We start from the raw sequence: 24617 nt of genomic DNA, 5'->3' as shown, positions 1-24617 counted from the left end.
ATGGCGCAAGAGGCTGCAGAATGCCGAGAGGAACAGGCGGTTCGTCAGCCGGTGGAGGGTGGCAATGCTGAGGGGTACCTGTCATTGCGGCGCAGTTCATTGGACGCTGGAAGGCGATCCCGGTGGTATCACCGCATGCAATTGCACGCTTTGCCGCCGCTACGGAGCGCTCTGGGCCTATGACTATGTCGATGAGCGCATCCGCGTCGCCGGACCGCTGAAATCGTACACACGCGCCGAGGTGGCGGAACCCGCGCTGGAAATCCTGTTCTGTCCGACCTGCGCCTGCGTGGTCGCCTGGCGTGGGCTGCGCTCCGGCGAAAGCGGCCGCACGCGTATCGCTGTCAATGTCAGGCTTGCGCCGCCCGAGGAGGTCGCCGACCTGCCGATCGACCATTTCGACGGCCTCGACACTTTTGACGACCTGCCGCGCGACGGCCGCTGCGTGCGCGATATGTGGTTCTAAAAAATGGTGCGCGACACCTGGCGCTCGACGGCGGGCATCAGGCCGTCATTGCCGGAGGCTTGCTTGCGCGGCGGCTCAACCGGAGTGGGCGCGACGAGACCTGCATCCGGCAGCACGACGAGTTGAGGAACCTGCTTATAGGAAAAGCCGCCACGGATGTTGCCCATCTTGCCGGCAACGATATCCAGCACCGCCTTTTCGAGATTGCGGTCGTAACGCGTCTCGGCTGCCGTCGGGGCCGTCACGGCCGCCAAAAGGGCCACTCCGCACAGAAGCGTTTTCATTTTGGTTGTCTCCCTGCCTGGCCCGAGCTTCTAGCAGGGCGCCGTTGAAAATCGGCCAAGAGACAGGGTAAGCGAACCGCCAAACGGGAGCCTTAACAGATACTTACATCTGGCACCCGGCAAACCGATTCACCGCTTGAAGCTCTGATTCAGGCGCGCTGCGCCTGCACGCCGCGACCGAGCGCGGCGAAGACCGTGCGCACGATGCCTGCCGAATCCAGCCCGGCATCGGCATACATCTTCTCCGGCTTGGCATGGTCGGTGAACGCGTCCGGCAGCACCAGCGGGCGCACCTTGAGGCCGCTTTCGAGAAGGCCTTCATGGGTGAGGAAGTGCAGCACCTGGCTGGCGAAGCCGCCGATGGCGCCCTCTTCCACGGTCACCAGCACCTCATGCGAACGGGCGAGCCGCCGGATGAGATCCTCGTCCAGCGGCTTGGCGAAGCGGGCGTCGGCAACGGTAGTAGAAAGACCGGCAGCGCCAAGTTCCTCGGCCGCCAACAGGCAATCCTGCAGCCGCGTGCCGAAGGAAAGCAGCGCGACCTTGGTCCCTTCCTTGAGGATGCGGCCCCTGCCGATCTCCAGCAGCGAGCCGCGCTCCGGCATGTCGACGCCGACGCCGTTGCCGCGCGGATAGCGGAAGGCAATCGGGCCGTCATCATAGGCCGCCGCGGTGCGCACCATATGACGCAGCTCCGCCTCATCGGCGGCGGCCATGACAACGAAGCCCGGCAGCGTGGCCAGGAAGGTCGTATCGAAAGCGCCGCAGTGGGTGGCGCCGTCGGCACCGACGAAACCGGCGCGGTCGATCGGGAAGCGCACCGGCAGTTTCTGGATCGCAACGTCGTGGACGACCTGGTCGTAGGCGCGCTGCAGGAAGGTTGAATAGATGGCGGCGAAAGGCTTGTAGCCTTCGGTGGCCAACCCCGCGGCGAAGGTCACCGCATGCTGCTCGGCGATGCCGACGTCGAAAGTTCGCTTCGGAAACACCTCGCCGAAAAGGTCGAGGCCGGTGCCGCTCGGCATGGCGGCGGTGATGGCGACGATGCGGTCGTCCTCGCGCGCTTCCTGGATCAGGCTTTCGGCGAAGACCTTGGTGTAGGCGGGCGCGTTGGCCGGCGCCTTGGCCTGCGCGCCTGTGATGACGTCGAACTTGTTGACGCCGTGATATTTGTCGGCTGCGGCCTCCGCCGGCGCGTAGCCCTTTCCCTTCTGCGTCACGACATGGATCAGCACCGGGCCTTTGCCATTGTCGCGGACGTTCTTCAGCACCGGGATCAGATGTTCGAGATTGTGCCCGTCGATCGGACCGATGTGATAGAAGCCGAGTTCCTCGAACAAGGTGCCGCCGGTGACGTAACCACGCGCATGCTCGACCGCACGGGTGATGGCGCGGTCGGCGCGCTTGCCCAGATAGGATGTCAGCTTCTTGCCGAAATCGCGTAACCCCAGATAGGCCTTGCCGGAGGCGAGCCTGGCCAAATAGGCGCTCATGGCGCCGGTCGGCGGCGCGATCGACATGTCGTTGTCGTTGAGGATGACGATCAGCCGGGCGTCGAGCGCGCCGGCATTGTTCAGCGCCTCGAAGGCCATGCCGGCCGACATCGAGCCGTCGCCGATGACCGAAATGACATTGTTGCGGCCGCCCGACAGGTCGCGCGCCATGGCCATGCCGAGACCGGCCGAAATCGAGGTCGAGGAATGCGCGGCGCCGAACGGGTCGTATTCGCTCTCCGCGCGCCGGGTGAAACCGGAAAGGCCGCCTTCCTGGCGCAGCGTGCGGATGCGGTCGCGGCGGCCAGTCAGGATCTTGTGCGGATAGGCCTGGTGGCCGACGTCCCAGATCAGCCGATCCTGCGGCGTATTGAAAACGTAGTGCAGCGCGACGGTCAGTTCGACGACGCCGAGGCCGGCGCCGAGATGACCGCCGGTCTGCGACACGGCATCAATCAGCTCGGCGCGGAGTTCCGCGGCAAGCTGCGGCAGCGCGCTCTCATCAAGCGTCCGCAAATCCGCCGGAATGCGGACCTTGTCGAGCAGCGGCGTGTCTGGCTTCACTCGGGCGCGTCCTGCCTTATCGATCGAACACGGCGCTATCAGCAGATTGCGCCATAATCATGCGCGGCAATAGTCCGCCGGCGGGCGAATGTAAATGTGCGTCAATGACGCGTGCTACGCTGCAAGGTGTATTGAGATTCAGGTCAGGCCGCGCCGAAAATGATGGATTCCGAGAACCGGAGCGGAGCGTACTCAAAGTACGTGAGCACCGGAAGCGCAGGAAACCGGCATTTGCAGGCCGGCCTCACCTGAACATCAACACACCTTAGTTCTCGGGCAGCGGAATGAACTCCTCCTCATCGCCGGGAACGATATCGAAGCGGCCCGTCTTCCATTCCTGCTTGGCCTGCTCGATGCGTTCCTTGGAGGACGAGACGAAATTCCACCAGATGTAGCGCTTGGAGCCCAGCGAAGCGCCGCCGAACAGCATGAAATGCGCGCCGCGCTCGGAGGAAACGACTATCTCCTCGCCCGGCTTGAACACCAGGAGCCGCTCGGCCGGGAAAACATCGCCGGCGATCGAGACGTCGCCTTCCAGCGTGTAGATGGCGCGCTCCTCGGCATCGGCCGGAATCTTCACGCTGGCGCCGGCGGCCAGCCTGAGATCGGCGTAGAGCGTGTCGGAAGCGGTCGCCACGGGCGAGCGCAGGCCTGAGAACGCGCCAATGACGACGCGGCCGCTGACACCCTCGGCATCGATCTGCGGCAAGCGGGCCACCGACGTATTCGCGAATACCGGAGCAATCTCCTCCTTGCCGTCGGGCAGCGCCAGCCAGGTCTGCAGGCCGGAGACCGACATCGGCGCGCCGCGCAATTCCTGCGGCGTGCGCTCGGAATGAACGATGCCGCGCCCGGCAGTCATCAAATTTACGTCGCCCGGCGCGATCACCATTTCGGTGCCGAGCGAATCGCGATGCCTGATCCTGCCGTCGAACAGGTAGGTGACGGTGGAAAGCCCGATATGCGGATGCGGACGCACGTCGAGCGCATGGCCGGCGCGCAGGATTGCAGGGCCCATGCGGTCGAAGAAGATGAACGGCCCGACCAGCCGGCGCTTCGCCGTCGGCAGAGCGCGGCGCACCTCGAAACCGCCAATGTCCTTGGCGTTCGGAACGACCATCAGCTCGATCTGGTCGCAGGCGAAGGCATCGCCGGGTTCGGGATCGTTTCCCGGAAAGAAGCTCATGTCGTATCCTCAGGCGAAACGCAGCGCAGACCTGGCCTTCGCCTTGGCAGCTTCTTCCTCGCGGTTGCGCGGCTCCTGGTTGGTTTCGAGCGAATCGATCAATTCGCGCGCGACAGCGGCGATCGCCTCGACGGCATGGTAGAAGGCATGCTCGTTGCGCTTGGACGGCTTGGTCGAGCCGCTCAGCTTGCGCACGAATTGCAGCGCTGCGTCATGCACCTCGTCATTGGTCGCCGGCGGCTCGAAATTGGCCAAGGTCTTGATGTTGCGGCACATGGCTTGAACTCCTTACCTGCTTTCTTTGCCCTTACCCGGTCTGAGATCATCCGCTGAGGTGTTGAGATTCAGGTCAGGCCGAGCCGAAAATGGTGGTTTCCGAGAACCGGAGCGGAGCGTACTTGAAGTACGTGAGCACCGGAAGCGCAGGAAGTTGCCATTTGCAGGCCGGCCTCACCTGAATATCAACACCTCAGTCGGCGTCCAGCGGTTCAGTTCCCACCGGCTTGCCGTCGCGCGACAGCCTGATCTTCTCGACCTTGTCCTCGGCCGCTTTCAGCAGCCGGTCGCAATGCGCCTTCAGCGCCTCGCCGCGCTCATAGATCTTGATCGACTGGTCGAGCGGGACGTCGCCGCGCTCAAGATCATCGACGATCTTCTCCAGCGCGTCGAGCGCCTGTTCGAAGCTCATCGCCTTGACGTCCTCATTGCCTTCCAATGCCATACCCTATCCCTTCATCAGCCGCCCGACATGGGCGGCGACTGAAAATGCCAGTCCCTGCAGATCGTAGCCGCCTTCCAGCAGGCTGACGAGCCTGTTGGAGCTGTGGCGCCCGGCGCGCTCCATCAACTGGCCGGTCGCCCAATCGAAATCGTCCTCGGTCAGGTTGATCTCGGCCAGCGGATCGCGGTGGTGCGCGTCGAAACCGGCGGAAATGATGATCAGGTCCGGCGCGAACGCATCGATGGACGGCAGCACGCGCGACAGGAATGCGTCGCGGAACAGGTCGCTGCCGGTCTGCGGCGCAAGCGGCGCGTTGACGATGTTGCCGGCGCCGGTCTCGCTCTTCGCGCCGGTGCCTGGGTAAAGCGGCATCTGGTGCGTCGAGCAGTAGAGAACCGACGGGTCGTCCCAGAAGATGTCCTGGGTACCATTGCCGTGATGAACGTCCCAGTCGACGATGGCGACACGCTCGGCCTGGTGTTTCTTCTGCGCGTAGCGGGCAGCGATCGCCGCCGTGTTGAACAGGCAGAAGCCCATCGCCGTGGTCTTTTCGGCATGATGTCCAGGCGGACGCGCGGCGACGAAGACGTTTGCCGCACGGCCCTCGAAAACGTCGTCCACCGCCGCGTTGGCACCGCCGATCGCCGTCACCACGGCCTGCCAGCTTTTCGGGCTGGCGCTGGTATCGGCGTCGATCGACACGATCCCGCTCTCAGGGATCGCCCCGCGCACGCGCTCAACGAAATCCTGCGGATGCGCATAGAGGATCGTTTTCTCGTCGCCTTCCGGCGCCTTGACACGGTCGAGCGCCGAAAAAGCCTCGTCGTCGAGCACGCGCTCGATGGCGCGCAGGCGGTCGGGCCGCTCGGGGTGACCGGGCGGCGTGAGGTGTTCGAGGAAGATCGGATGCGTGTAGAGACGGGTGGCCATGGCGCCTAATCTAGGGACCTGGCGGCCGAATGACCATGTTTGGCAGGCCGAATGGCTGGGGAAATCGCGTCTTGCCGTGTCGCTAACGCCATTGGCGCGGCCCAAGCTTCGCTGTAAGGTCGCATCGCTGCCAGGTGCCCGCGACGCGGGAGAATCGGGAACACGGTTGAACTCCGTGGCGTGCCCAACACTGTAAGGGGGACCGCGCCGGCACACGCCACTGTCGAAGACGGGAAGGCGCCGGATGCGGGACGATCCCGAGCCAGAAGACCGGCCCGGCAGACATGGTTTTCCGCTTGGTCAGGCGGGGGACTGCTTGTCGCAAGGGGAAAAGCGATGACGGCAGCAGCGATCGCCGCGAGCGGCGACGACTTTGACCAATTGGCGCGCGACGCGGTCTACCGGGCCATGTTCACCAGGCGCGATGTGCGCAGCCATTTCGTCCCCGACGATCTCGATGACAATGTGCTGGCCCGGCTCATCACCGCCGCGCATCACGCCCCGTCGGTCGGCTATATGCAGCCGTGGAATTTCATCGTCATCCGCGACGCCGAGCGGCGCAGACAAGTGCGCGACCTGTTCCTTGCCGCACGCGAGCAGGAGCTGCCGGCGATCGAGGCGGAACGGCAGGCGCTCTACAGGAAACTGAAGCTCGAAGGCATCTGCGAAAGCGCGCTCAATCTGTGCATCACCTGCGACCGGCAACGGTCGAAGGACTCGCCGCTCGGGCGCTGGCACAATCCGGAGATGGATCTCTACAGCACCGTCTGCGCGGTGCAGAATTTCTGGCTGGCGGCGCGGGCCGAAGGTGTCGGCGTCGGCTGGGTGAGCATCATCGAAACCGAGGCATTGAAGCGGCTTCTCGCGATCCCGGAGCATGTCACGCCGATCGCCTATCTCTGCGTCGGCCGCGTCTCGGAATTCGCGCCGAAGCCGGACCTCGAGGCGCATGGTTGGGGCAAGCGCCTGCCGCTGCCCGAACTGGTCATGAGCGAGACGTTTCGCGGCGCCGGCGAGGCGCCGCTTAAATCGGCCATCGCAAAGCTCTGCGGCCCATCAAAGCCATGATCAGGCGGCTCTCGGAGTATCCCAGCGCGAGCCGCCGCCAAAAGAGCCCAGCGCCTTGTCGCGCAGTTCCCTGAATTTGGACGAGGTCTCGGCGAGCCGGCGGTCCCATTCGGGATTGGGCGCCTGGCCTTCGATGGCTTCGAAATAGACCTGCATCAGCGAGGCGATGGCGAAGGGCTCGATGAAGGCTGCCTTGAAGGCCCAGGCGAAGACGATGGCCAGCACGAAGGCCCAGCCGGCAAGCTGGCCCGGCATGACCCACAGAATGGCCGCCGCGGGCGCCAGCATCAACAGGAAGATGACGAAGGACACGCCCCACATGATCGCCGCCAACCAGACGGCGTTCTTGACCATGTGCTTGCCGTTCTGCGCGTAGAGCACGATGCCTTGCCTTGCCGTCTCGAAAGGCGAGCTCGAATTGATGCGGATGTTGTAGCCGAGTATGATTTCGTCGACATAGGTCAGCGACAGGCGGATCACCGTGTTGATGAAGCTGACGATGCCGCTCAGGCCCGGAATGGGCAGGAAGGCGGCGATGCCGCCGATCAGGCCGGTGATGGCTCGGATGGCGCCCTTGACCAGCTGGTCGACGACGAAAAGGATGTTGGCCTCGGCAAAACGCTGGGTGACCACTTCCTTCGCGTAGGCGATCTGGCCCTGGCCGTCGGGGACATCTTGGCCGTCGATCAGATGCACCATGACGGCGATATGGCCCGCTTTCAACACATAGAGGATGTATTCGCGTATCCAGTAGACGGCGATCGAGATGACGCTGAAGCCGACCACGCCACCCCACAGCGCGAAGGACATCGGGCCGTCGGGATCGGTGGAGATGTGGCCGACGCCGTAGCCGACGCTGGCGCCCGTACCGGTCGCCATGATGTAGGCGACCGTGATGCCAAAATAGACGATCATGCGAAAGACGATGAACGGCCATGTCCGCATCATGATCGACACGGATCTGGCGATGCTGAAGTCCCACATGGCCCCGACTCCCCTCACCTTCAGAGTTGGCGGTGGAGGATGCGCTCGCCCCGGCGATTGTCAATCGCGGCAGGGTTGCGCCGGCCCGAAACCGGTGCATAAGCCGGTGGCTTGATTACCCGAGCGTGCCGTCAAGGCTTCTTTCGCAAGCCTTCGAGCAACTGCTTGAAGGCCGTGATCGCTTTTTTCGAGGTCGCCTCGGGGTCCGTCGAATTGGCGATGCGCTGCGCGGCCTGGCTGCTGGCGCCATTGATCAGCCGTGAGGTCGTCTCGGGATCAAGCTCCGGAACGACCTCGCCCTCTTCCTGCAGCCTGGTCAGATGGTTGGTCATCGAGGCGGTGCAGGCGCTGGCATTCGGCCACTGCGCCGGGTCGCCGAGCACCGCCGGGCCGTCGCGGAACATGATGCGCTGGATTTCCGGCTCGAGCGCCATCTCGATATAGGTGGTGCATTCGTCGACGAAATGCTGCCAGCGGGTGGGCGCTTTCGAAGCCACCTCGTTCACCCGCACAGCCATTTCGCCGTCGATCTCGGCGATCACCGCCTGCAGCAGTCCCTTCTTGTCGCCGAAATGATGGTAGAGCGCGCCGCGCGTGAGGCCGGCCGACGCGGTGAAATCGTCCATCGAGGCCTCGGCATAGCCGATCGTGCCGAAAGCATGGCGAGCGGCCGCGATCAGCTTGGCGCGCGTCTCGGCGATCATCTCCTTGCGCGGTCTGTGCATGGTTCTGGCCCTACTCACATACGCCTCGTATGCCAATTGACATACGTGGCGTATGAACTATCTCACAGTCATACGCAGCGTATGTAATTTTAGTATGCACCGTTGTCGAGGAGCAGGATCATGCGAAACCCTTATTCGGACATCTTTCGGGCTCCCGGCACGAAAGGCTTCGCCGCGGCGGCTTTCATCGCGCGCTTGCCGATCGCCATGGCCCCGATCGGCATCGTGGCGATGCTGTCGCAGACACATGGCGAATACTGGCTGGCCGGCGCCGTCTCGGCGACCTATGCGCTGGTCAATGCTTTCCTGTCGCCGCAAGGGTCGCGGCTGGTGGACCGACGTGGCCAGACGGCGATCGCAGCACCCATGACGCTCGTCTCGGTGCTTTCCTTCGCGACATTGATCGTCGCGGCCAACCAGCACTGGCCTATCTGGACGTTGTTCAGCTCGGCGCTACTTGCCGCCGCCATGCCCAGCATCCCGGCGCTGGTCAGGGCGCGCTGGACCGAGATCTTCCGCGACCGGCCGGAGCTCAACACGGCGTTCGCCTTCGAATCGGCCGCCGACGAACTGGTCTATGTCGCCGGCGCCTCGCTGTCGGTGGGCTTGAGCGCCGCGCTGTTCCCGGAAGCCGGCATGGTGGTCAGCACATTGCTGCTTGCGCTCGGCTCGGCGGCATTCCTGCTGCAGCGCTCGTCCGAGCCGCCCGTCCGCCCGGCCGAACATGGCGCGGCCGGCTCGGTGATCCGCCTGCGGCCGGTGCAGATCATCACCTTCGCACTGATATTCGTCGGCGCGACCTTCGCCACGACGGAAGTGACGACGGTGGCGATCACCAAGGAGCTTGGCCAGCCTGAGGCGGCGAGCCTCGTCATCGGCGTCTATGCACTGGGATCCTTCGTGCTGGGCATCATCGTCGGCGCGCTCAGCCTCAAGGTGCCGCTGCAGCGGCAATTGGCCCTTGCAGTCACCGTGATCGCGCTCACCACCTTGCCGCTCCTCTTCGTTGACACGGTGCCGACTCTGGCGCTGGCGGTGTTCGTCAGCGGCGTCGCGATCTCGCCGACCTTCATCACCGCCTTCGGCCTGATCGAGCGCCACGTGCCGCCGGCGATGCTCACCGAAGGCGTCACCTGGGTGACGACCGGCATCGGCATCGGCATGGCGCTGGGTTCCTTCGCCGCCGGCTGGATGGCCGACACTTTCGGTCCGCAGAACGGGTTTTGGGTTTCGGTCGCGGCCGGCGCCATCGCGCTCGTCACCGTGCTCGCCGGTCAATGCCGGTTGGCGACGGATGATTGCGATGTGGACAGGGGCGAGGCGGTGGTTCCGGCGGAGTGACGGTTATTCGGCCGCCCGATCATCATCGCAGACGTTGGCGGTTAGCCGGAGCCTCCGCGACATCGTCATCCACGGGCGGAGCGACGCGAAGCGGAGCGCAGACCCGAGGATCCATTCCGCGACCTGGATCGTAGAGCGCAGCGAAGCAAAATTCTGCACCGTTGCAACGCTTCGAAGTCACGGAATGGATCCTCGGGTCTACGCGCGTCGCTTCGCTCCTTGCTTCGCCCGTGGATGACGAAGTTCCGGAGGCTCCGGCCAATCGCCTCCGTCACGGAGACTCCGGTCCGTCAGCAAGGCCGGCGGGCTGCCGTACGGCCTCCGGTTCGTCAACCCTCCGACGGACTACAGAATCTCCGTTTTGGCGATATGGATGCCAAATCCTTCAAGACCGACATAGTGGCGCTCGCGCGAGGCGATCAGGTTGATCGAGGAGATGCCCAGGTCCCTGAGAATCTGGGCGCCAAGGCCGATCTCGCGCCATTCGTTCTCGCGGCGGCGGGCTTCTTCGTGGTCCTCGCGCTCGCCGCTCGCGGGCCGCTTACGCTCCTGATGGGCGACACCGACCGAGCCTTCACGCAGATAGACGATGACGCCGCGCCTGCGCTCGCCCATGGCCTTCATGATGCCGTCGAGCCGATGGCTGGTGCCGAAGACGTCGGTGACGACATCTTCCGAATGCAGCCGTACCGGCACCTCCTCGCCATCGCGGATGTCGCCGAAGACGACCGCGAGATGGTGCATGGAATCCCAGGGCAGCGTGTAGGTAAAGGCCTGCGCCTTGCCACCGGGCGTGTCGATGTCGGAGCAGGCGACGCGTTCGACCAGCGTCTCCTTGCGCTGGCGATAGGCGATGAGGTCGGCGACCGAGACCTGCTTCAGCCCATGTTCCTCGGCAAAGGCCTGCACTTGCGGCCCGCGCTTGACCGTGCCGTCGTCATTGACCAGCTCGGAAATGACGCCGACCGGCGGCAGGCCGGCCAGCTTGCAGAGATCGACTGCGGCCTCCGTATGGCCGGAGCGCATCAAGACGCCGCCTTCGCGCGCGATCAGCGGGAAGATGTGGCCGGGACGCACGAAATCCGACGGGCCGACATTGCCATTGGCAAGGTTGCGCACGGTGAGCGTGCGGTCGTCGGCGGAAATGCCTGTTGTCGTGCCATGCTTGAAATCGACGCTGACCGTGAAGGCGGTGGTGTGCGCCGAATCATTGTCCGCCACCATCGGCGCGAGGTTCAGCCGCCTCGCGTCCTCGCGCAGCATCGGCGTGCAGACGATGCCGGAGGTGTTGCGGACGATGAAGGCCATCTTCTCCGGCGTGCAGTGGACGGCGGCGACGATCAGGTCGCCCTCGTTCTCGCGCCCGTCATCGTCCATGACGACGACGATCTCACCGCGCTCGAAAGCACGGATCGCTTCGACGATCTTCTTCTGGTCGTAGGGCATCGGCGCTCGCTTCGCTCGCAAGGGAGTAGGGGAATAGGGCAGTAAGGGAATAGGGGAAGGAAAAAGTTTTGGCCACCGGGCAAGCGTTGGCCTACTGCCCCACTGCCCTATTCCCCTACTCCCTTCCTGTCTGTCCTCTGTGCCGCAGATAATGATCGGCGATCGCGCAGGCAACCATGGCCTCGCCGATCGGCACGGCGCGGATGCCGACGCACGGGTCGTGGCGGCCCTTGGTCACCACCTCGACATCCTTGCCGTCCTTGTCGATCGACTGGCGCGGGGTCAGGATCGAGGAGGTCGGCTTGACGGCGAAACGGGCCACAATCGCCTGTCCTGTCGAGATGCCGCCCAGTATGCCGCCGGCGTTGTTGGACAGAAACACTGGCTTGCCGTCATTGCCCATGCGCATCTCGTCGGCGTTCTGTTCGCCGGTGATGCGGGCCGCCTCGAAACCATTGCCGATCTCGACGCCCTTGACGGCGTTGATCGACATCAGGCCGGAGGCGATATCCTGGTCGAGCTTGGCATAGATCGGCGCGCCGAGGCCGGGCGGCACGCCGTCGGCGACGATCTCGATCACCGCGCCGACCGAAGAGCCGGCCTTGCGGATGCCGTCGAGATAGGCGGTAAAGACCGGGACCGAGGCCGGATCCGGGGTGAAGAACGGGTTCTCGGCGTCGCCGACGAAATTCCAGTTCCAGTTGGCGCGGTCGATCGACTTTTCGCCCATCGAGACCAGCGCGCCGCGCACCACCATGCCGGGCACTATCCTGCGCGCCAGCGCACCCGCCGCGACCCGCGCTGCCGTCTCACGCGCCGAGGAGCGGCCGCCGCCGCGGTGATCGCGCAGGCCGTATTTGACGTCGTAGGTGTAGTCGGCATGGCCCGGCCGATACTGGCGGGCGATCTCGCCATAGTCCTTGGAGCGCTGGTCGACATTCTCGATCAGCATCGACACCGGCGTGCCGGTGGTGATCATCGTCTCGCCGTCCTCGTCTAGGATGAAGCCGGACAGGATCTTCACCTCGTCCGGCTCGCGGCGCTGGGTAACGAAGCGCGACTGGCCGGGGCGGCGGCGGTCGAGCTCGGCCTGGATGTCCTCGCGCTTGAAGTGGATGCCGGGCGGGCAGCCGTCGACAACGCAGCCGAGCGCGGCGCCATGGCTTTCACCCCAGGTGGTGACTCGAAAGAGGTGGCCGAATGTGTTGTGCGACATGAGGATACGCCCTGCCCCGGCGAGGGAACCCGGTTAAGGCTGCCTTCTATTGGCGTTTTCCACAGTGGTCAAACGCTGATCGGGTGTGCATCAAACTGTGATGTGGCGGATTTAGTTTTGACACATTCGGTTGGTTTCTGCTCTCTTCCCATCCGCCGTTGAGGACCCGCCGCTGACAAGCCGGCGCAATGACCTAAAGAGGACGACGATGCGTACCCTGATTGGCGCCGCCTGCGCCATGTTGCTGATTTCCACCGCCGCCGCGTTCGCCGGCCAGACCGAAGGCCTGATCAAGAAGGTCGACAAGGACACGCTGACGCTGACGCTCGACGACGGCAAGGCCTACAAGCTCAACGCCGAGACCGACATCGACTCGCTGAAGCCCGGCATGGACATCGTCATCGCCTATGACGTGACCAATGGCGAGAATGTCGTGACGGACATGCAGTTGCCCGACAGCGATCAGAACTGATCTTTCGAGTTAGAGGCTGGAGCGTCCGTGTTTCGTCATTCCAGGGCGAAGCAAGGAGCGCAGCGACGCGCGCAGACCCTGGAATCCATGCCGTTACGGCAACGCGTTGCAGCGGTGCAGAACGACCTGTGTTCTGCGCCGTTTTTACCATTTGATCCAGGTCATGGCATGGATTCTAGGGTCTCCGCGACGGAGCTTCGCTCCTGCTTCGCCCTAGAATGACGATGCTAACCTTCAAAGCCACTCCAGGCTACGGCCCTCCAGCCGGAGCAGGCGGTCCTGCGGGACATCGAGGCTGGCGGCCTCCTGCTTGGAAATGCCAGTGACCAAGCGGAAGAAGCAGCGCATGACGCCGCCATGGGTGACGCAGACCGTCGGCCGGCGCAGCGCGTCCAGCCACGGCTTTATCCGCTCGAGCAGCATTTCGTAGCTTTCCGCGCCCTTGCCGGGCGGCTGGAAATCCCATTTGGCGTGGCGGCGGCCATCGGTTGAACCGGGGGCACGCTTCTCCAGTTCGGCGAAGGTGAAGCCTTGCCAGTCGCCAAAACTTAGCTCAACCAGGCGCGGATCGGTGCGGTAGCCGGAGGGATCGAGCCCCATAGCCTCGCGCATCAGCTCCATCGTCTCACGCGTGCGCCGCATCGGGCTGGCGACAAAGTCGAAATCCGCAGGATTTCTGACGAGCTCCGCCAGTCGCTTTCCATTGCGCGTCGCCTGCTTGCGACCGAATGCATTGAGGTCGGTGTCGGCCTGACCCTGCAGGCGGCGCTCGGCATTCCACTCGGTCTGGCCGTGACGCGCGATGTAGACGAGCGGATACATCAGGTCTTCCAAGGTCGGGCCAGGGCCTGGGACGAAGGATAGGCGAAGGTAAGGATCAGTCCTTGACGGTCGAGATATCCGGCGCGTCGACCGCCTTCATGCCAACGACATGGTAGCCGGAATCGACATGATGGACCTCGCCGGTCACGCCGCGCGACAGGTCCGACAGGAAATAGACGCCGGAATCGCCGACCTCTTCCTGGGTGACCGTCTGCTTCAGCGGCGAATTGTACTCGTTCCACTTCAGGATATAGCGGAAATCACCGATGCCGGAGGCGGCCAGCGTCTTGATCGGACCGGCCGAGATTGCGTTGACGCGGATCTTCTTGGCGCCGAGGTCGACGGCGAGATAGCGCACGCTGGCCTCCAGCGCCGCCTTGGCGACGCCCATGACATTGTAATGCGGCATCACCTTCTCCGCGCCGTAATAGGTCAGCGTCAAAAGCGAGCCGCCATCGGTCATCAGCGGCTCGGCGCGCTTGGCGATGGTGGTGAAGGAAAACACCGAGATGTCCATGGTGCGCAGGAAATTGTCGCGCGTCGTCTCGACATAGCGGCCGGTGAGCTCGTCCTTGTCGGAAAAGGCGATGGCGTGGACGAGGAAGTCGAGCTTGCCCCAGTGCTTGGCGATGTCGGCGAAGACCGCGTCGAGGCTTTCCGGGTCGGTGACGTCGCAATGGCCCGCGACATGCGCGTTGAGTTCGGCCGCGAGCGGCTCGACGCGCTTCCTGAAGGCCTCGCCCTGATAGGTCAGAGCGATTTCGGCGCCGTGATCGACGCAAGCCTTGGCGATGCCGAAAGCGATCGACCGATTGTTGGCGACGCCCAGGATCAGGCCCCGCTTACCGGCCATCAGGCCCTGTCCACCCGCCATGTGCAAGCTCTCCGCAAGAATATCTGCTTTGTGGAGAGCCTATCGCACAGGCACAAAGCCCCTTCAAGCGCTCAAAAGACACTGCAACAGGAACAAAATTCCCTCAATCACCCTTTTCTGCGGCGCATCAGGGCCTCGAGTTCGGCATCGCCGCCCTCCGGCAGCATCAGCCGCACATGGGCATAGAGATCGCCATGGCCGCCTGCCTTTTCCGGCAGGCCCCTGCCCTTGAGGCGCAGCACCTTGTCCGAGCTCGACCATGCGGGCACGTTGACCGCGAGCTTGCCGGTCGGCGTCTCGACCGCCACTTTGGCGCCGAGCACCGCATCGGCCAGATCGACGGGAAGATCGACATGCAGGTCGCGGCCTTCGATGCGGTAGCGCGAATGGCGGCGGATGTGGATCTTGACCAGCGCATCGCCAGGCTGGCCTGGACCCTGCTCGCCCTGGCCCTTCAAGCGGATCGTCTGGCCATCCTCGACATAGGCCGGCAGCTTGACCGCCACCTTGCGGCCGTCGGGGAACATCGCCGTCACCTTATCGGCGGTGGCTGCCTCCTCGACACTGATATCCATGGTGACGTTGAGGTCCGCGGCCTGGACCGGCTGACGCCGGTCGGCCCGGCCGGCGCCGCGGGCACCGGAGAAGGCTTCGCCAAAAATCTGGCTGAAGATGTCGCTGTTGCCGTCGAACGGATCGCCGCCCGGGCGCCCACTGCGAAATTCGAAATGCGCGCCGCCGGGGCCTTGCTGACGGCGGAATCCGGCAAACGGATCGCCGCCGGCTGCGCCTTCAAAGCCCTGGAATTTAGGCTTGCCGTCGGCGTCGATTTCGCCGCGATCGTAGGCGGCGCGCGTCTTCTCATCGCCGACGATCTCGTAAGCCTGGTTGGCGGCGGCAAAACGGTCCTTCGCCTTCGGATCATTCGGATTCTGGTCCGGATGATACTTCTTGGCGAGCTTGCGGTAAGCCGATTTTATGTCCTTGGCCGATGCGTTCTTGGCAACGCCCAGCACCTCATAGGGGTCGCGCATGCTTCCTGCCTGCATGAGAGAATGGATTTATGAGTCGCCTCCTATATGCGCTCGCATAGGAAGAAATTCCAGTGGCGCAGGGGCAATTGGCGCCCGAAAATCAGAGTGCCGGACAATCAGAGCGCCTTGAATTCCTGCATGCGCCAGCCGCCGGCCTCGGCTAGGCACAGCTCGCCCTTGTAGAGGGCGACGCCGTCGAAGCTCTCGCGCGTGGCGCTGAAGCGGCGGCAGGTCAGGCCGCCATCCTTCAGTTCCACCAGTTCGGTGATCGCGCCGCGGGACCCGGTTCCAGCATTGGCCCATGGCACCGCTTGGCCGGCAAGCTCCTTCAAGTCGGCGGAGGAAACGGCGTTGCCGATGGTGGTCTGGTCGGAGTCCTTATCAGCCGCCGGGGCAGCCGGCGACGAGGGCGCGCTGGAGGTGATGATCGAGCGGTCGACGTCGGCCTTTTCGAGGCTGAAGCCGCCGGCACCGCAAGCGGCAAGCGGTAGCGCCAACGTCACGACCACAGCCTTGACGCTGGCAGAAGCGATAACGCCCCATTGCCTGCTGTCAAAAGCTTGCGCGATACGCGACAATCGGCCAACTCCTCCCGCAACGGTAAAAATTCGGAAAACTATGAACGAAACTGAGTTAACAAGAAGTGACTTCACCGAGGCCGCGGAGCCGTTCAGGCTCTTTGCCGCATGGCTGGAGGACGCCACCAAAAGCGAGCCCAACGATCCCAACGGCGTGGCGCTGGCAACCGTCGACGCCGACGGCATGCCGGATGTGAGAATGGTGCTGCTCAAGGGGTTCGACGAAAAGGGATTTGTCTTCTACACGAATTTCGAGAGCGCCAAGGGCCGCGAGATTCTTGGCCGCATGAAGGCGGCGATGTGCTTCCACTGGAAATCGCTGCGCCGCCAGGTGCGTATACGCGGGCCGGTGGAGATCGTCAGCGACGCCGAGGCCGACGCCTATTACGCGACACGCCCGCGCGGCAGCCGCATCGGCGCCTGGGCCTCGAAACAGTCGCGGCCGCTGGAAAGCCGCTTCGCGCTGGAAAAGGCGGTGGCCGAATACACGGCGCGCTACGCCATCGGCGAGATTCCGCGGCCGAAGCATTGGTCGGGTTTCCGCATCCTGCCGCAAACGATCGAGTTCTGGCAGGACAGGCCGTTCCGCCTGCACGACCGCATCCTTTTCTCGCGCAACGCCGCCGGCTGGGACAAGACGCGGCTTTATCCTTGAACGGTACCGCAGGCGAAGGGCTCAGCCCTTCTTGCGCGTCATGAACGCAGTCAGCGCCGCGGGTGCTTCGTCCGATTTGAGCCGCTGGCGGAAATGCTCGCTTTCGACCTCGATGCGGGCGATCAATTCCTCGCGCGGCGCGCGCATCAGGTCGCGCGCGATCTTCAGCGCCTCAGGCGGCTTGGCCGCGATGTCGGCGGCGGCGGCCAACACCGCGCTTTCGAGGGAGTCTTCCGCGACGACATCGTAGATCATACCCGCGGCCTTGGCGCGCTCGGCCGAAAAGCCTTCGCCCAGGCCGAGCAGCGCGAAGGCACCCTGCCGGCCAAGCAGCCGCGGCGCGATCAGGCTGGAGCCGGCTTCAGGCACCAGGCCGAGATCGACGAAGGGCGTGCGGAACAGCGTACCAGGCGTGGCGAAGGTCAGGTCGCAATGCAGGTTGAGCGTGGTGCCGATGCCGACGGCGATGCCGTCGACGCCCGACACCATCGGCTTTTCGGCCTTGGCCAGCGCCATCAGGAAATCCCAGACCTCGTTGCCGCCCTCGCCGCCTGTGGCGATGACCAGGAAATCGGCTAGGTCGTTGCCGGCGGAAAAGGCGCCTGGAACGCCGAGGAAGACATGGACGCGGACCGCCGGATCGGCATTGCCTTCGGCGAGCGCCGCCGACATTTTCGCATACATGGCGCGCGTCAGCGCGTTCTTCTTGTCCGGGCGGTTGATGCGGATGATCTGCACGGCGCCCTGGCGCTCGACGAGGATGTGGTCTGTCACGATCTTTTTCCTTGTGAACGTCAAGCGGAAATCAGTTGCTTGCCGGCGGCGGCGAGGCTCTCGGCGCCGTCGACGACACGCTCCTTGAGCGCGCGCGTCTCACCGAGCAGGTTTTCTGCAAAGAAGCGGCAAAGCGCGACGCGGCTGCGGTCGGCCAGCCCGCCTTGCGCCAGATAGGCGCCGCCGGCAGCGAGCGAGATCAGGCGCAGATAGGGCGTGGCGCCGGCCATCGCGGCGTCGGTCTTGCCGTCGGCCATGAGCTTCTGCAGGAACCGCGTCGCCTCGTCGAGATCGGCCAGCGCATGGTCGAGATTGTCGGCGGTGCGGCCGAAACCGTCAATGTTGGAGGTGCGCACCGCATCGGCCACAGCTTTCAATTCGCCGATATAGGAATGCACATGCTCGCCACCGCCGAGCGGCAGCTTTCGCGCCACAAGATCGATCGCCTGGATGCCGTTGGTGCCTTCATAGATCGGCGCGATGCGCGCGTCGCGATAGAGCGCTGCGGCACCTGTCTCCTCAATGAAGCCCATGCCGCCATGCACCTGGACGCCGATCGAGGCGACCTCGACGCCGACATCGGTCGAGAAGGCTTTAGCGAGCGGCGTCAGCAGGTTGGCGCGGTCGCGCCAATTGGCGGCGGCCTCGCCCTCGCCGACGCGCGCGCGGTCGATGGCGTGGGCGCAGGAATAGCTGATCGAGCGGGCGATCTGGGTCAGCGCCTTCATGGTGAGCAGGTTGCGCTGTACATCGGGGTGATGGACGATCGGCGCCATGCCAGCGCCCGTATAAGCGAAAGCCTTGCCTTGGCGGCGCTCGTTGGCATAGGCGATCGCCTTCTGGGTGGCGGCCTCAGCCACGGCCACGCCCTGCATGCCGACGGCAAGGCGGGCGATGTTCATCATGGTGAACATGCAGGCCAGACCCTTGTTCTCCTCGCCGATCAGCCACCCGATGGCGCCGGGTGCGGAGCCTCGAAAACCGTCGCCGTAGATCATGGTGCAGGTCGGCGAGGCATGGATGCCGAGCTTGTGCTCGAGGCCCGAACAGAAGACGTCGTTGCGGGCGCCGAGCGAACCGTCGTCATTGACGAAAAACTTCGGCACCAAAAACAGCGAGATGCCGCGCGTGCCGGCCGGCGCGTCGGGCAGCCTGGCCAGCACCAGATGCACGATGTTGTCGGTGAAATCATGCTCGCCATAGGTGATGAAGATTTTCTGGCCGAAGATGCGGTAGGTGCCGTCGCCGACGGGCTCGGCGCGGCTGCGCAAGGCCGCGAGGTCGGAGCCCGCCTGCGGCTCGGTCAGGTTCATCGTGCCCATCCACTCGCCGGAGACGAGTTTTGCGAGGTATTTGGCCTTGAGTTCCTCCGATGCGTGTTTGTCGAGCGCCTCGACCGCGCCCATCGTTAGCGTCGGACCAATACCGAAGGCCATGGCGGCGGAGTTCCACATTTCGAGCGCGGCGACGCCGAGCATGGTCGGCAGGCCTTGGCCGCCGAATTCTTCCGGACCGGACAGCGCGTTCCAGCCGCCTTCGATCCAGCGCCGGTAGAGTTCCTTCCAGCCGGGCGGCGTGGTGACGGCAGCGTCCTTCAGCACAGCGCCTTGCTCGTCGCCGATCTTGTAGAGGGGGGCCACTTCCTCGCTGGCGAAACGGCCCGCCTCGGCCAGGATCGCGTCGACAAGGTCCTCGCCGAGATCGCCGAAAATGCCGGCGTCAAGCGCCGGCTTCAGCCCCGCCACCTGCTTCAGCGTGAAGGCGATGTCCTCGACCGGCGCGCGATACATGTCTGCTCCTCCCATTCCGGCCGAGCGTAGGCGCATGGCCGAAGCGAAGCCATCCACCTTTGGGCCGGCCTCACGCCTTCTTTTTACGTAAACGTCAACTTTTGTCACGCGGATTTTGCTTGGACTTCGTCATCCACGGGCGGAGCGGGAGCACCGCGAACGCGTAGAGCCGAGGATGGGCCTGACAACCGAAAAACCGCGTCCACTTTTCCTGGATTACCAGCCGGATGTAATTCGGCGTAGAATTGAGTGGTAATTGCAACCTTGAGATTGGCCGTGGCCTTCGCGATTTCGTCATTCTATGGCGGAGCAAGGAGCGAAGCGACGCGCGCAGACCATAGAATCCATTCCGTTACTTTGAGGCGCTTCTACGGTCCAGAATTCTACTCCGCTGCACTCCACGGCAAAGGTCACGGAATGGATCCTCGGGTCTACGCGTCCGCTGCGCTCCCGCTCCGCCCGTGGATGACGAAGCTCGGACGCTGCGGCTGATTTCCGGAGGCTGCGATCGCTTCGTTGGGGCAAGCGTCCTGAACCTTCGCGCTTGGTCCAAGCGTCCGGAATCGCGCAGAAACAAAACGGTCTCTCAACGTATGCTGCGTCCCACCGCCTGCAGCGCCAGGAAGGCTTCGTAGCGCCTGTCATGCCAAGCCTGCATTTCACCGGTCGCCGGGGTGAAAACATCGCCAAGCCGGGACATGGCAGGCATGGCGGTCGAAAGGTCCGCATACCGGCCAGCCGCGACAGCTCCGAGCATCGCAGCGCCCAGCAGCACCGGTTCGGGCGATTGCGAGGCGGCGACCGGCAAGCCGGCGGCGTCGGCAAGCAGCTGTCGCACCAGCGGCGACTGCCCGGCGCCGCCGCTGATGACGATGGTATCGACCGCATGGCCGGACGACGCCATCGCCGCCACGATCTGGCGCACGCCGTAGCCGAGCCCGCAAAGCCCGGCCACGTAAAGCCCGACGAGATTCTCGACGGAACGGTCGGTGCCAAGCCCGGCGATCAGGCCGCGCGCGTCTGGATCGGCCAGGGGCGAGCGATTGCCGAGGAATTCAGGAACGACATGGATGCTTCCCGCGAGCGTGGCGGCGGCCGACAGATCGGGCGAGCCCGCCGTGGCGGCCGCGGCCAGCCAATCGACCAGCGATTTGCCTTCGGCAGCTGCACGCGCGGAGGCTTCGGCCTCGGCCGGGTGGAAATGCACCAGCAGATCAATGGCCGCGCCGGCCGCCGACTGGCCGCCTTCGCTCAGCCAGAACCCGGGCACCATGGCGGAATAATAGGGTCCCCAGACTCCCGGAACGAAGGCCGGGCCTTCGCTGCTTGCCATGGTGCAGGCAGAGGTGCCGAGCACATAGGCCATGCGCGAGGCGATGGTGCCGGCTTCGCCCGCAGCCCCCACGGTGCCGACGCCGCCGGCATGAGCGTCGATCAGCCCGGCAGCGACAACCGTGCCCGCGACCAGTCCCAATTCAGCGGCCGCCGCTTCCGTCAGGCCGGCGCCCAGCGCCGTGCCGGGATCGACCACGTCGGTGCCGATGCGGATAAAACCCTCGTCGGCAAGCTCGCCGAGCCCCACGGCATGGAAATAGCTTTCGTCCCAGCGCCGCTCGTGGCCGAGATAGGTCCATTTGCAGGCGAGCGTGCAGACCGAGCGGGCAAGGCTGCCCGTGGCGCGCCAGGTCAAATAGTCGGCCAGGTCGAAGAAATGCCGCGCTTGGGCAAAGGTCCCCGGCAGGTTCTCCTTGAGCCACAAAAGCTTCGGCGTCTCCATTTCCGGCGATATGACGCCGCCAACATAGTCGAGGACCGGATGCCGCAGGGCGTTGATGCGCCTGGTCTGGTCGAGGGCGCGGTGGTCCATCCAGACGATTATGTTCCTGTCGCTATCTCCCGAGCGGCCGACCGGCAAAGGTTCGCCGTCATCGCCGACCACCACCAGCGAACAGGTCGCGTCGAAGCCGATGCCACCGATTTCCCGGGGATCGACGCCCGCCTTCCCGACCGCCTCGCGCACGCTGGCGCACACGGCCTCCCAGATGTCCCGGCTCGACTGCTCGGCGATCTCACCAGGCTCGACGAAGAGCGCAATGTCCCGTTTGGCGGAAGCGAGCAGCTGTCCGCTCTCGTCAAAGACGCCGGCGCGCGCGCTGCCGGTGCCGACATCGATGCCGAGAAAGTGGGAAGGCATGAGAACCTCAAAGGTAGGGCAGTAGGCAGTAGGCAGTAGGCAGTAGGCAGTAGGCAGTAGGCAGTAGGAGATGATCCGTGTTGGACGGCCGGAGGCAACCGCCTCTTTCCCTATTCCCTACTGCCTAATTCCTACTGCCTACAAATCATTGCTCTGCGGCAGGATCACCAGATCCCGAATGGTGATGTTTCTCGGCCGCGTCAGCATGAACAGGACGGCGTCGGCGACCTCGGTGGGCTGCATCAGGCCACCGGCCGCCAGCTCGTCTTCGAGCTTCTGCTTCGGCCAATCGCTGATCAGCGCGGTCACCACCGGCCCAGGCGCCACGGCGCCGACGCGCAGGCCGTGCTTGGCGACCTGCCGGCGCAGCGTATGGACGAATGCCTGTATAGCGTGTTTCGAGGCGGTGTAGACCGGCTCCCAGACGACGGGGACGAGGCCGGCGATGGAACTGGTGACGATGATGTCGCCGGTCTTGCGTTCGACCATATGCGGCAGCACCGCGTGCACCGAGCGGAACACCGAGTTGATGTTGAGGTTCAGCATGCGGTCCCAGGCATCCGGATCGCCGTTGAGGATCTCGCCGCCCACATAGGAGCCGGCATTGGCGTGGAAGATGTCGAGCTGGCCGGCCTTGTCGAGGATGCCGGGCATCATGGTCGCCACGCTAGCCGGGCTGGTGAGGTCGACCACCAGGGGGAACGCGCCGTCGCCGAGCTCGGCGACCACCTCCTTCAGCCTGTCCTCTGCGCGGTCGACCAGAACGACGCGGGCACCGGCGGCAAGCATCGCTCTGGCGCATTCGAGGCCGATGCCCGATGCCGCGCCGGTGACCGCGGCGACTTTTCCCGAAAGATCGTGAGCCATGTGTACCCTTCTCGTTTGAACTGTTCAGGCGCGGCCGTGCGAAGCACGGGAACGGCGCGCGAGGGAATCGACGATCACGGCGATGGCCAGAACGGCACCGGTGATCATGTAACGAAGCGACGAGGACAGATCGAGCAGCGTCAGGCCGCTGGCGATCGACTGGATGACGATGATGCCGAGCAGCGCGGAATAGGCGCTGCCGCGGCCGCCGAACAGGCTGGTGCCGCCGATGACCGCGGCCGCGATCGCGTTCAGGTTGACGTCGCCGGTGCCGGCCTGCTGGCTGGCGGAAGCAAGCCTAGCGGCCGCAAGCACACCGCCGAGCGCGGCAAAGAGCGAGCACAGCGCGAAGGCGCTGAGATAGATGGCGCGCACCTTGATGCCGGCACGGCGCGCCGCCTCGCGGTTGCCGCCGACGGCGGTCATCGAGCGCCCCCATTTGGTCCGGGTCAGCGCATAGTTCATCGCCACGACGAGGCCGACGAACAGGCCGAACATCCACGGGATGCCGCGCGACTGGTTGAGATAGGCGACGATCAGCTCGAGGCCGACGGTAATGACGGCGACGCGCACGATGAGCCCGGTCACGGACGGTGCCGACAGGTTGGCCGCCCGGCGGCGCGCGAAGGTGCGAAGCCCGGAGATCAGCAGCGCCAGGCCCGGGATCGCTGCCAGCGTGTACGATACCCATTTCGGCATCACCATCAGCTGGCCGAAATCCACCAAAGCGGAGCCGTATGGCAGGTTGATCGAGCCGGTGGAGCCGAGAATGTAGAGCTGCATGCCCAGCACCGCGAGCAAGCCGGCCAGCGTCGAAACGAAGCTCGGCATGCCCAGACGGTTGAACAAAATGGCATAGAGCGAGCCGATCAGGGCGCCGAAGGCCAACGCCGCCAGGATGGCGAGCGCGACCGGCCATCCCTGGTTGACCCAGAGCGTGCCGACCAGCGCCGAGGCGAAGCCGCTGATCGAGCCGACGGAGAGATCGATCTCGCCGACCATCAGCACGCAGACGATGCCGAGCGCGATGACGCCGACCGTCGAGCAGTCGAACAGGAGGTTGACCAGATTGCTGCTGGAAACGAAGACCGGGTTGAGGCTGGTGAACACGGTCCAGATGACCACAAGGCCGACGATGACCGGCAGCGAACCGAGATCGCCGCTACGCACGCGGTCGAGGAAGGCGCGGAGCGCGCCGCCGAAGCCGGCTTCATGCTTCACTCGCGCATCGGCGCGGTCGAGCGCCATTGGGGCGGAGGTGCTTTTCTCTGCCGTCATGGGCGCTGCTCCCCCGCCTGTGCGCTGCCGCTGTGATCGCGCTCCATGCGCAGGCGCTCGACCCGGCGCGACACCGCGTTGTTGGACGCGCCGGTGATGGCGCTCACCAGATCCTGGTTCGAGGCGTCGGGCTCGAAGACGCCGTTGTTGCGCCCCAGCCGCAGCACCACGATGCGGTCGGCGACGGCGCGGACATCTTCCATGTTGTGGCTGATCATCACGACGCCGAGGCCGCGCGCCCGGACGCGGTCGATGAGGTTGAGCACTTCAGCCGTCTGGGCGACGCCGAGGGCCGCGGTCGGCTCGTCGAGCAGGATGAGTTTCGGCTCGAGCAGCAGCGAGCGTGCAATCGCGACCGTCTGGCGTTGGCCGCCGGACAGCGAGGCGACCGCCTCGCGCACGCTCGGGATGCGCGCCGACAATTCGTTGAGCAGCGTCCAGGCGCGCATCTCCATCGCCACCTCATCCAGCCGCAGCGGACTGAGCTCGTTGCCGAGGAAAATATTGGCGACCACATCGAGGTTTTCGCAGAGCGCCAGGTCCTGGAACACGGTTGCGATGCCAAGCGTCAGCGCCGCGCGCGGATCGGGCAGCGTGACCGGCTTGCCGCGGAAATTGATCGTTCCCGCGCTCGGCTGATGCACGCCTGCGAGAATCTTGACCAGCGTCGACTTGCCGGCGCCGTTGTCGCCGACCAGCGCGACGACCTCGCCGGCATGGACATCGAAATCGATATCGGTCAGCGCCGAAACGGCGCCGAAATTCTTCGATATGCCGCGCAGGCTGAGCACCAGCTCGCCGACGGAAGCCGACCTTTCGGGACTTTCACTCATGCGCCGCCTTTCTTGACTGTCG

25 protein-coding genes and 1 riboswitch are annotated in these 24617 nt (G+C 64.7%); of the genes, 5 read left to right on the top strand and 20 right to left on the bottom strand.

Annotated elements, in window-relative coordinates:
* Positions 1–64 precede the first annotated feature (64 nt).
* Complete coding sequence (locus tag LB538_RS05350) at positions 65–466, top strand: GFA family protein (protein WP_095767151.1); 402 nt, start codon at positions 65–67, stop codon at positions 464–466.
* Here the strand turns inward: LB538_RS05350 and LB538_RS05345 are convergent.
* The 6 genes from LB538_RS05345 to LB538_RS05320 form a co-directional block, all read right to left on the bottom strand.
* Entirely contained in the window at positions 463–750 is a 288-nt protein-coding gene (locus LB538_RS05345) for a hypothetical protein (RefSeq protein WP_224526386.1), read from the bottom strand. The two genes, LB538_RS05350 and LB538_RS05345, sit on opposite strands and share 4 nt — an antisense overlap.
* A 149-nt stretch (positions 751–899) precedes the next feature.
* Positions 900–2807, bottom strand: a complete 1908-nt coding sequence (dxs, locus tag LB538_RS05340) for a 1-deoxy-D-xylulose-5-phosphate synthase (RefSeq protein ID WP_224526388.1) — start codon at positions 2805–2807, stop codon at positions 900–902.
* 265 nt (positions 2808–3072) lie between these two features.
* Positions 3073–3993 carry a pirin family protein gene (locus LB538_RS05335; protein ID WP_140847990.1) on the bottom strand — a complete coding sequence of 307 codons (921 nt, stop codon included), beginning with the start codon at positions 3991–3993 and terminating at the stop codon, positions 3073–3075.
* A gap of 9 nt (positions 3994–4002) precedes the next feature.
* Complete coding sequence (locus tag LB538_RS05330; RefSeq protein WP_095766753.1) at positions 4003–4269, bottom strand: DUF2277 domain-containing protein; 267 nt, start codon at positions 4267–4269, stop codon at positions 4003–4005.
* Positions 4270–4462: 193 nt separating this feature from the next.
* Positions 4463–4714 (bottom strand): exodeoxyribonuclease VII small subunit, encoded by a 252-nt coding sequence (locus LB538_RS05325; protein ID WP_095766752.1) that lies wholly within the window; start codon positions 4712–4714, stop codon positions 4463–4465.
* A gap of 3 nt (positions 4715–4717) precedes the next feature.
* Positions 4718–5644 carry a histone deacetylase family protein gene (locus tag LB538_RS05320; protein ID WP_224526390.1) on the bottom strand — a complete coding sequence of 309 codons (927 nt, stop codon included), beginning with the start codon at positions 5642–5644 and terminating at the stop codon, positions 4718–4720.
* Between the two features lie 115 nt (positions 5645–5759).
* Positions 5760–5938, top strand: a riboswitch (cobalamin riboswitch).
* Between the two features lie 42 nt (positions 5939–5980).
* On the opposite strand from LB538_RS05320, the gene bluB reads away from it, so the two are divergent.
* Positions 5981–6712, top strand: a complete 732-nt coding sequence (gene bluB, locus LB538_RS05315; RefSeq protein ID WP_224526392.1) for a 5,6-dimethylbenzimidazole synthase — start codon at positions 5981–5983, stop codon at positions 6710–6712.
* On the opposite strand, the gene LB538_RS05310 is transcribed toward bluB, so the two are convergent.
* Complete coding sequence (locus LB538_RS05310) at positions 6713–7696, bottom strand: hypothetical protein (protein ID WP_224526395.1); 984 nt, start codon at positions 7694–7696, stop codon at positions 6713–6715.
* 131 nt (positions 7697–7827) lie between these two features.
* Positions 7828–8421 (bottom strand): TetR/AcrR family transcriptional regulator, encoded by a 594-nt coding sequence (locus tag LB538_RS05305; RefSeq protein WP_095766748.1) that lies wholly within the window; start codon positions 8419–8421, stop codon positions 7828–7830.
* A 120-nt stretch (positions 8422–8541) separates the two neighbouring features.
* Between LB538_RS05305 and LB538_RS05300 the strand changes: the two genes are divergently transcribed.
* On the top strand, positions 8542–9762 hold the full coding sequence (locus LB538_RS05300; protein WP_224526397.1) for an MFS transporter: 1221 nt from the start codon (positions 8542–8544) through the stop codon (positions 9760–9762).
* A gap of 345 nt (positions 9763–10107) precedes the next feature.
* Here the strand turns inward: LB538_RS05300 and ribB are convergent, their stop codons facing one another.
* Together ribB and aroC are read right to left on the bottom strand one after the other, a co-directional pair.
* Positions 10108–11208 carry a 3,4-dihydroxy-2-butanone-4-phosphate synthase gene (ribB, locus tag LB538_RS05295; RefSeq protein ID WP_224526400.1) on the bottom strand — a complete coding sequence of 367 codons (1101 nt, stop codon included), beginning with the start codon at positions 11206–11208 and terminating at the stop codon, positions 10108–10110.
* 115 nt (positions 11209–11323) lie between these two features.
* Positions 11324–12424 carry a chorismate synthase gene (aroC, locus tag LB538_RS05290; RefSeq protein ID WP_224526404.1) on the bottom strand — a complete coding sequence of 367 codons (1101 nt, stop codon included), beginning with the start codon at positions 12422–12424 and terminating at the stop codon, positions 11324–11326.
* Positions 12425–12632: 208 nt separating this feature from the next.
* Between aroC and LB538_RS05285 the strand changes: the two genes are divergently transcribed.
* Positions 12633–12896 carry a DUF1344 domain-containing protein gene (locus tag LB538_RS05285; protein WP_041002438.1) on the top strand — a complete coding sequence of 88 codons (264 nt, stop codon included), beginning with the start codon at positions 12633–12635 and terminating at the stop codon, positions 12894–12896.
* Positions 12897–13130: 234 nt separating this feature from the next.
* Here the strand turns inward: LB538_RS05285 and LB538_RS05280 are convergent, their stop codons facing one another.
* The 4 genes from LB538_RS05280 to LB538_RS05265 form a co-directional block, all read right to left on the bottom strand.
* A complete protein-coding gene (locus LB538_RS05280) occupies positions 13131–13718 on the bottom strand; it encodes a histidine phosphatase family protein (protein WP_224526407.1) in 588 nt (195 codons plus the stop codon).
* 55 nt (positions 13719–13773) lie between these two features.
* Positions 13774–14592 carry an enoyl-ACP reductase FabI gene (fabI, locus tag LB538_RS05275; RefSeq protein WP_224526410.1) on the bottom strand — a complete coding sequence of 273 codons (819 nt, stop codon included), beginning with the start codon at positions 14590–14592 and terminating at the stop codon, positions 13774–13776.
* Positions 14593–14699: 107 nt separating this feature from the next.
* A complete protein-coding gene (locus LB538_RS05270; protein WP_224526413.1) occupies positions 14700–15626 on the bottom strand; it encodes a DnaJ C-terminal domain-containing protein in 927 nt (308 codons plus the stop codon).
* A gap of 116 nt (positions 15627–15742) precedes the next feature.
* Complete coding sequence (locus LB538_RS05265; RefSeq protein WP_224526416.1) at positions 15743–16204, bottom strand: RT0821/Lpp0805 family surface protein; 462 nt, start codon at positions 16202–16204, stop codon at positions 15743–15745.
* On the opposite strand from LB538_RS05265, the gene pdxH reads away from it, so the two are divergent.
* The gene (pdxH, locus tag LB538_RS05260) at positions 16140–16859 is read left to right on the top strand and encodes a pyridoxamine 5'-phosphate oxidase (protein WP_411908992.1); all 720 of its coding nucleotides are present in this window, start codon (positions 16140–16142) and stop codon (positions 16857–16859) included. The two genes, LB538_RS05265 and pdxH, sit on opposite strands and share 65 nt — an antisense overlap.
* Positions 16860–16880: 21 nt before the next feature.
* Here pdxH and LB538_RS05255 read toward each other — a convergent pair whose 3' ends face one another.
* The 6 genes from LB538_RS05255 to LB538_RS05230 all read right to left on the bottom strand — a co-directional run bounded on the left by LB538_RS05255 (position 16881) and on the right by LB538_RS05230 (position 24595).
* A complete protein-coding gene (locus tag LB538_RS05255) occupies positions 16881–17633 on the bottom strand; it encodes a crotonase/enoyl-CoA hydratase family protein (RefSeq protein WP_224526423.1) in 753 nt (250 codons plus the stop codon).
* A gap of 20 nt (positions 17634–17653) precedes the next feature.
* Positions 17654–19423: an acyl-CoA dehydrogenase family protein gene (locus LB538_RS05250; RefSeq protein ID WP_140845843.1), complete on the bottom strand. Its 1770-nt coding sequence runs from the start codon at positions 19421–19423 to the stop codon at positions 17654–17656.
* Between the two features lie 586 nt (positions 19424–20009).
* Positions 20010–21617, bottom strand: a complete 1608-nt coding sequence (locus tag LB538_RS05245; RefSeq protein ID WP_224526426.1) for an FGGY-family carbohydrate kinase — start codon at positions 21615–21617, stop codon at positions 20010–20012.
* A 138-nt stretch (positions 21618–21755) separates the two neighbouring features.
* Positions 21756–22484: an SDR family oxidoreductase gene (locus LB538_RS05240; protein ID WP_224526429.1), complete on the bottom strand. Its 729-nt coding sequence runs from the start codon at positions 22482–22484 to the stop codon at positions 21756–21758.
* 24 nt (positions 22485–22508) lie between these two features.
* The gene (locus tag LB538_RS05235; protein WP_224526432.1) at positions 22509–23762 is read right to left on the bottom strand and encodes a sugar ABC transporter permease; all 1254 of its coding nucleotides are present in this window, start codon (positions 23760–23762) and stop codon (positions 22509–22511) included.
* Positions 23759–24595 carry an ATP-binding cassette domain-containing protein gene (locus LB538_RS05230; RefSeq protein ID WP_224526435.1) on the bottom strand — a complete coding sequence of 279 codons (837 nt, stop codon included), beginning with the start codon at positions 24593–24595 and terminating at the stop codon, positions 23759–23761. Before LB538_RS05230 ends, LB538_RS05235 begins: the two co-directional genes overlap by 4 nt.
* Between the last annotated feature and the right edge of the window lie 22 nt (positions 24596–24617).

The sequence above is a fragment of the Mesorhizobium sp. Ca11 genome, assembly GCF_020165275.1.
Taxonomy (GTDB): Bacteria; Pseudomonadota; Alphaproteobacteria; order Rhizobiales; family Rhizobiaceae; genus Mesorhizobium.
This window is presented reverse-complemented; position numbering and strand designations above follow the sequence as displayed.

Coding starts and splice junctions, on each gene's coding strand:
- LB538_RS05350 (WP_095767151.1), top strand. CDS start 65: ATGCTGAGGGGTACCTGTCATTGCGGCGCAGTTCATTGGACGCTGGAA.
- LB538_RS05345 (WP_224526386.1), bottom strand. CDS start 750: ATGAAAACGCTTCTGTGCGGAGTGGCCCTTTTGGCGGCCGTGACGGCC.
- LB538_RS05335 (WP_140847990.1), bottom strand. CDS start 3,993: ATGAGCTTCTTTCCGGGAAACGATCCCGAACCCGGCGATGCCTTCGCC.
- LB538_RS05330 (WP_095766753.1), bottom strand. CDS start 4,269: ATGTGCCGCAACATCAAGACCTTGGCCAATTTCGAGCCGCCGGCGACC.
- LB538_RS05325 (WP_095766752.1), bottom strand. CDS start 4,714: ATGGCATTGGAAGGCAATGAGGACGTCAAGGCGATGAGCTTCGAACAG.
- LB538_RS05320 (WP_224526390.1), bottom strand. CDS start 5,644: ATGGCCACCCGTCTCTACACGCATCCGATCTTCCTCGAACACCTCACG.
- bluB (WP_224526392.1), top strand. CDS start 5,981: ATGACGGCAGCAGCGATCGCCGCGAGCGGCGACGACTTTGACCAATTG.
- LB538_RS05310 (WP_224526395.1), bottom strand. CDS start 7,696: ATGTGGGACTTCAGCATCGCCAGATCCGTGTCGATCATGATGCGGACA.
- LB538_RS05305 (WP_095766748.1), bottom strand. CDS start 8,421: ATGCACAGACCGCGCAAGGAGATGATCGCCGAGACGCGCGCCAAGCTG.
- LB538_RS05300 (WP_224526397.1), top strand. CDS start 8,542: ATGCGAAACCCTTATTCGGACATCTTTCGGGCTCCCGGCACGAAAGGC.
- ribB (WP_224526400.1), bottom strand. CDS start 11,208: ATGCCCTACGACCAGAAGAAGATCGTCGAAGCGATCCGTGCTTTCGAG.
- aroC (WP_224526404.1), bottom strand. CDS start 12,424: ATGTCGCACAACACATTCGGCCACCTCTTTCGAGTCACCACCTGGGGT.
- LB538_RS05285 (WP_041002438.1), top strand. CDS start 12,633: ATGCGTACCCTGATTGGCGCCGCCTGCGCCATGTTGCTGATTTCCACC.
- LB538_RS05280 (WP_224526407.1), bottom strand. CDS start 13,718: ATGTATCCGCTCGTCTACATCGCGCGTCACGGCCAGACCGAGTGGAAT.
- fabI (WP_224526410.1), bottom strand. CDS start 14,592: ATGGCGGGTGGACAGGGCCTGATGGCCGGTAAGCGGGGCCTGATCCTG.
- LB538_RS05270 (WP_224526413.1), bottom strand. CDS start 15,626: ATGCGCGACCCCTATGAGGTGCTGGGCGTTGCCAAGAACGCATCGGCC.
- LB538_RS05250 (WP_140845843.1), bottom strand. CDS start 19,423: ATGTATCGCGCGCCGGTCGAGGACATCGCCTTCACGCTGAAGCAGGTG.
- LB538_RS05245 (WP_224526426.1), bottom strand. CDS start 21,617: ATGCCTTCCCACTTTCTCGGCATCGATGTCGGCACCGGCAGCGCGCGC.
- LB538_RS05240 (WP_224526429.1), bottom strand. CDS start 22,484: ATGGCTCACGATCTTTCGGGAAAAGTCGCCGCGGTCACCGGCGCGGCA.
- LB538_RS05235 (WP_224526432.1), bottom strand. CDS start 23,762: ATGACGGCAGAGAAAAGCACCTCCGCCCCAATGGCGCTCGACCGCGCC.
- LB538_RS05230 (WP_224526435.1), bottom strand. CDS start 24,595: ATGAGTGAAAGTCCCGAAAGGTCGGCTTCCGTCGGCGAGCTGGTGCTC.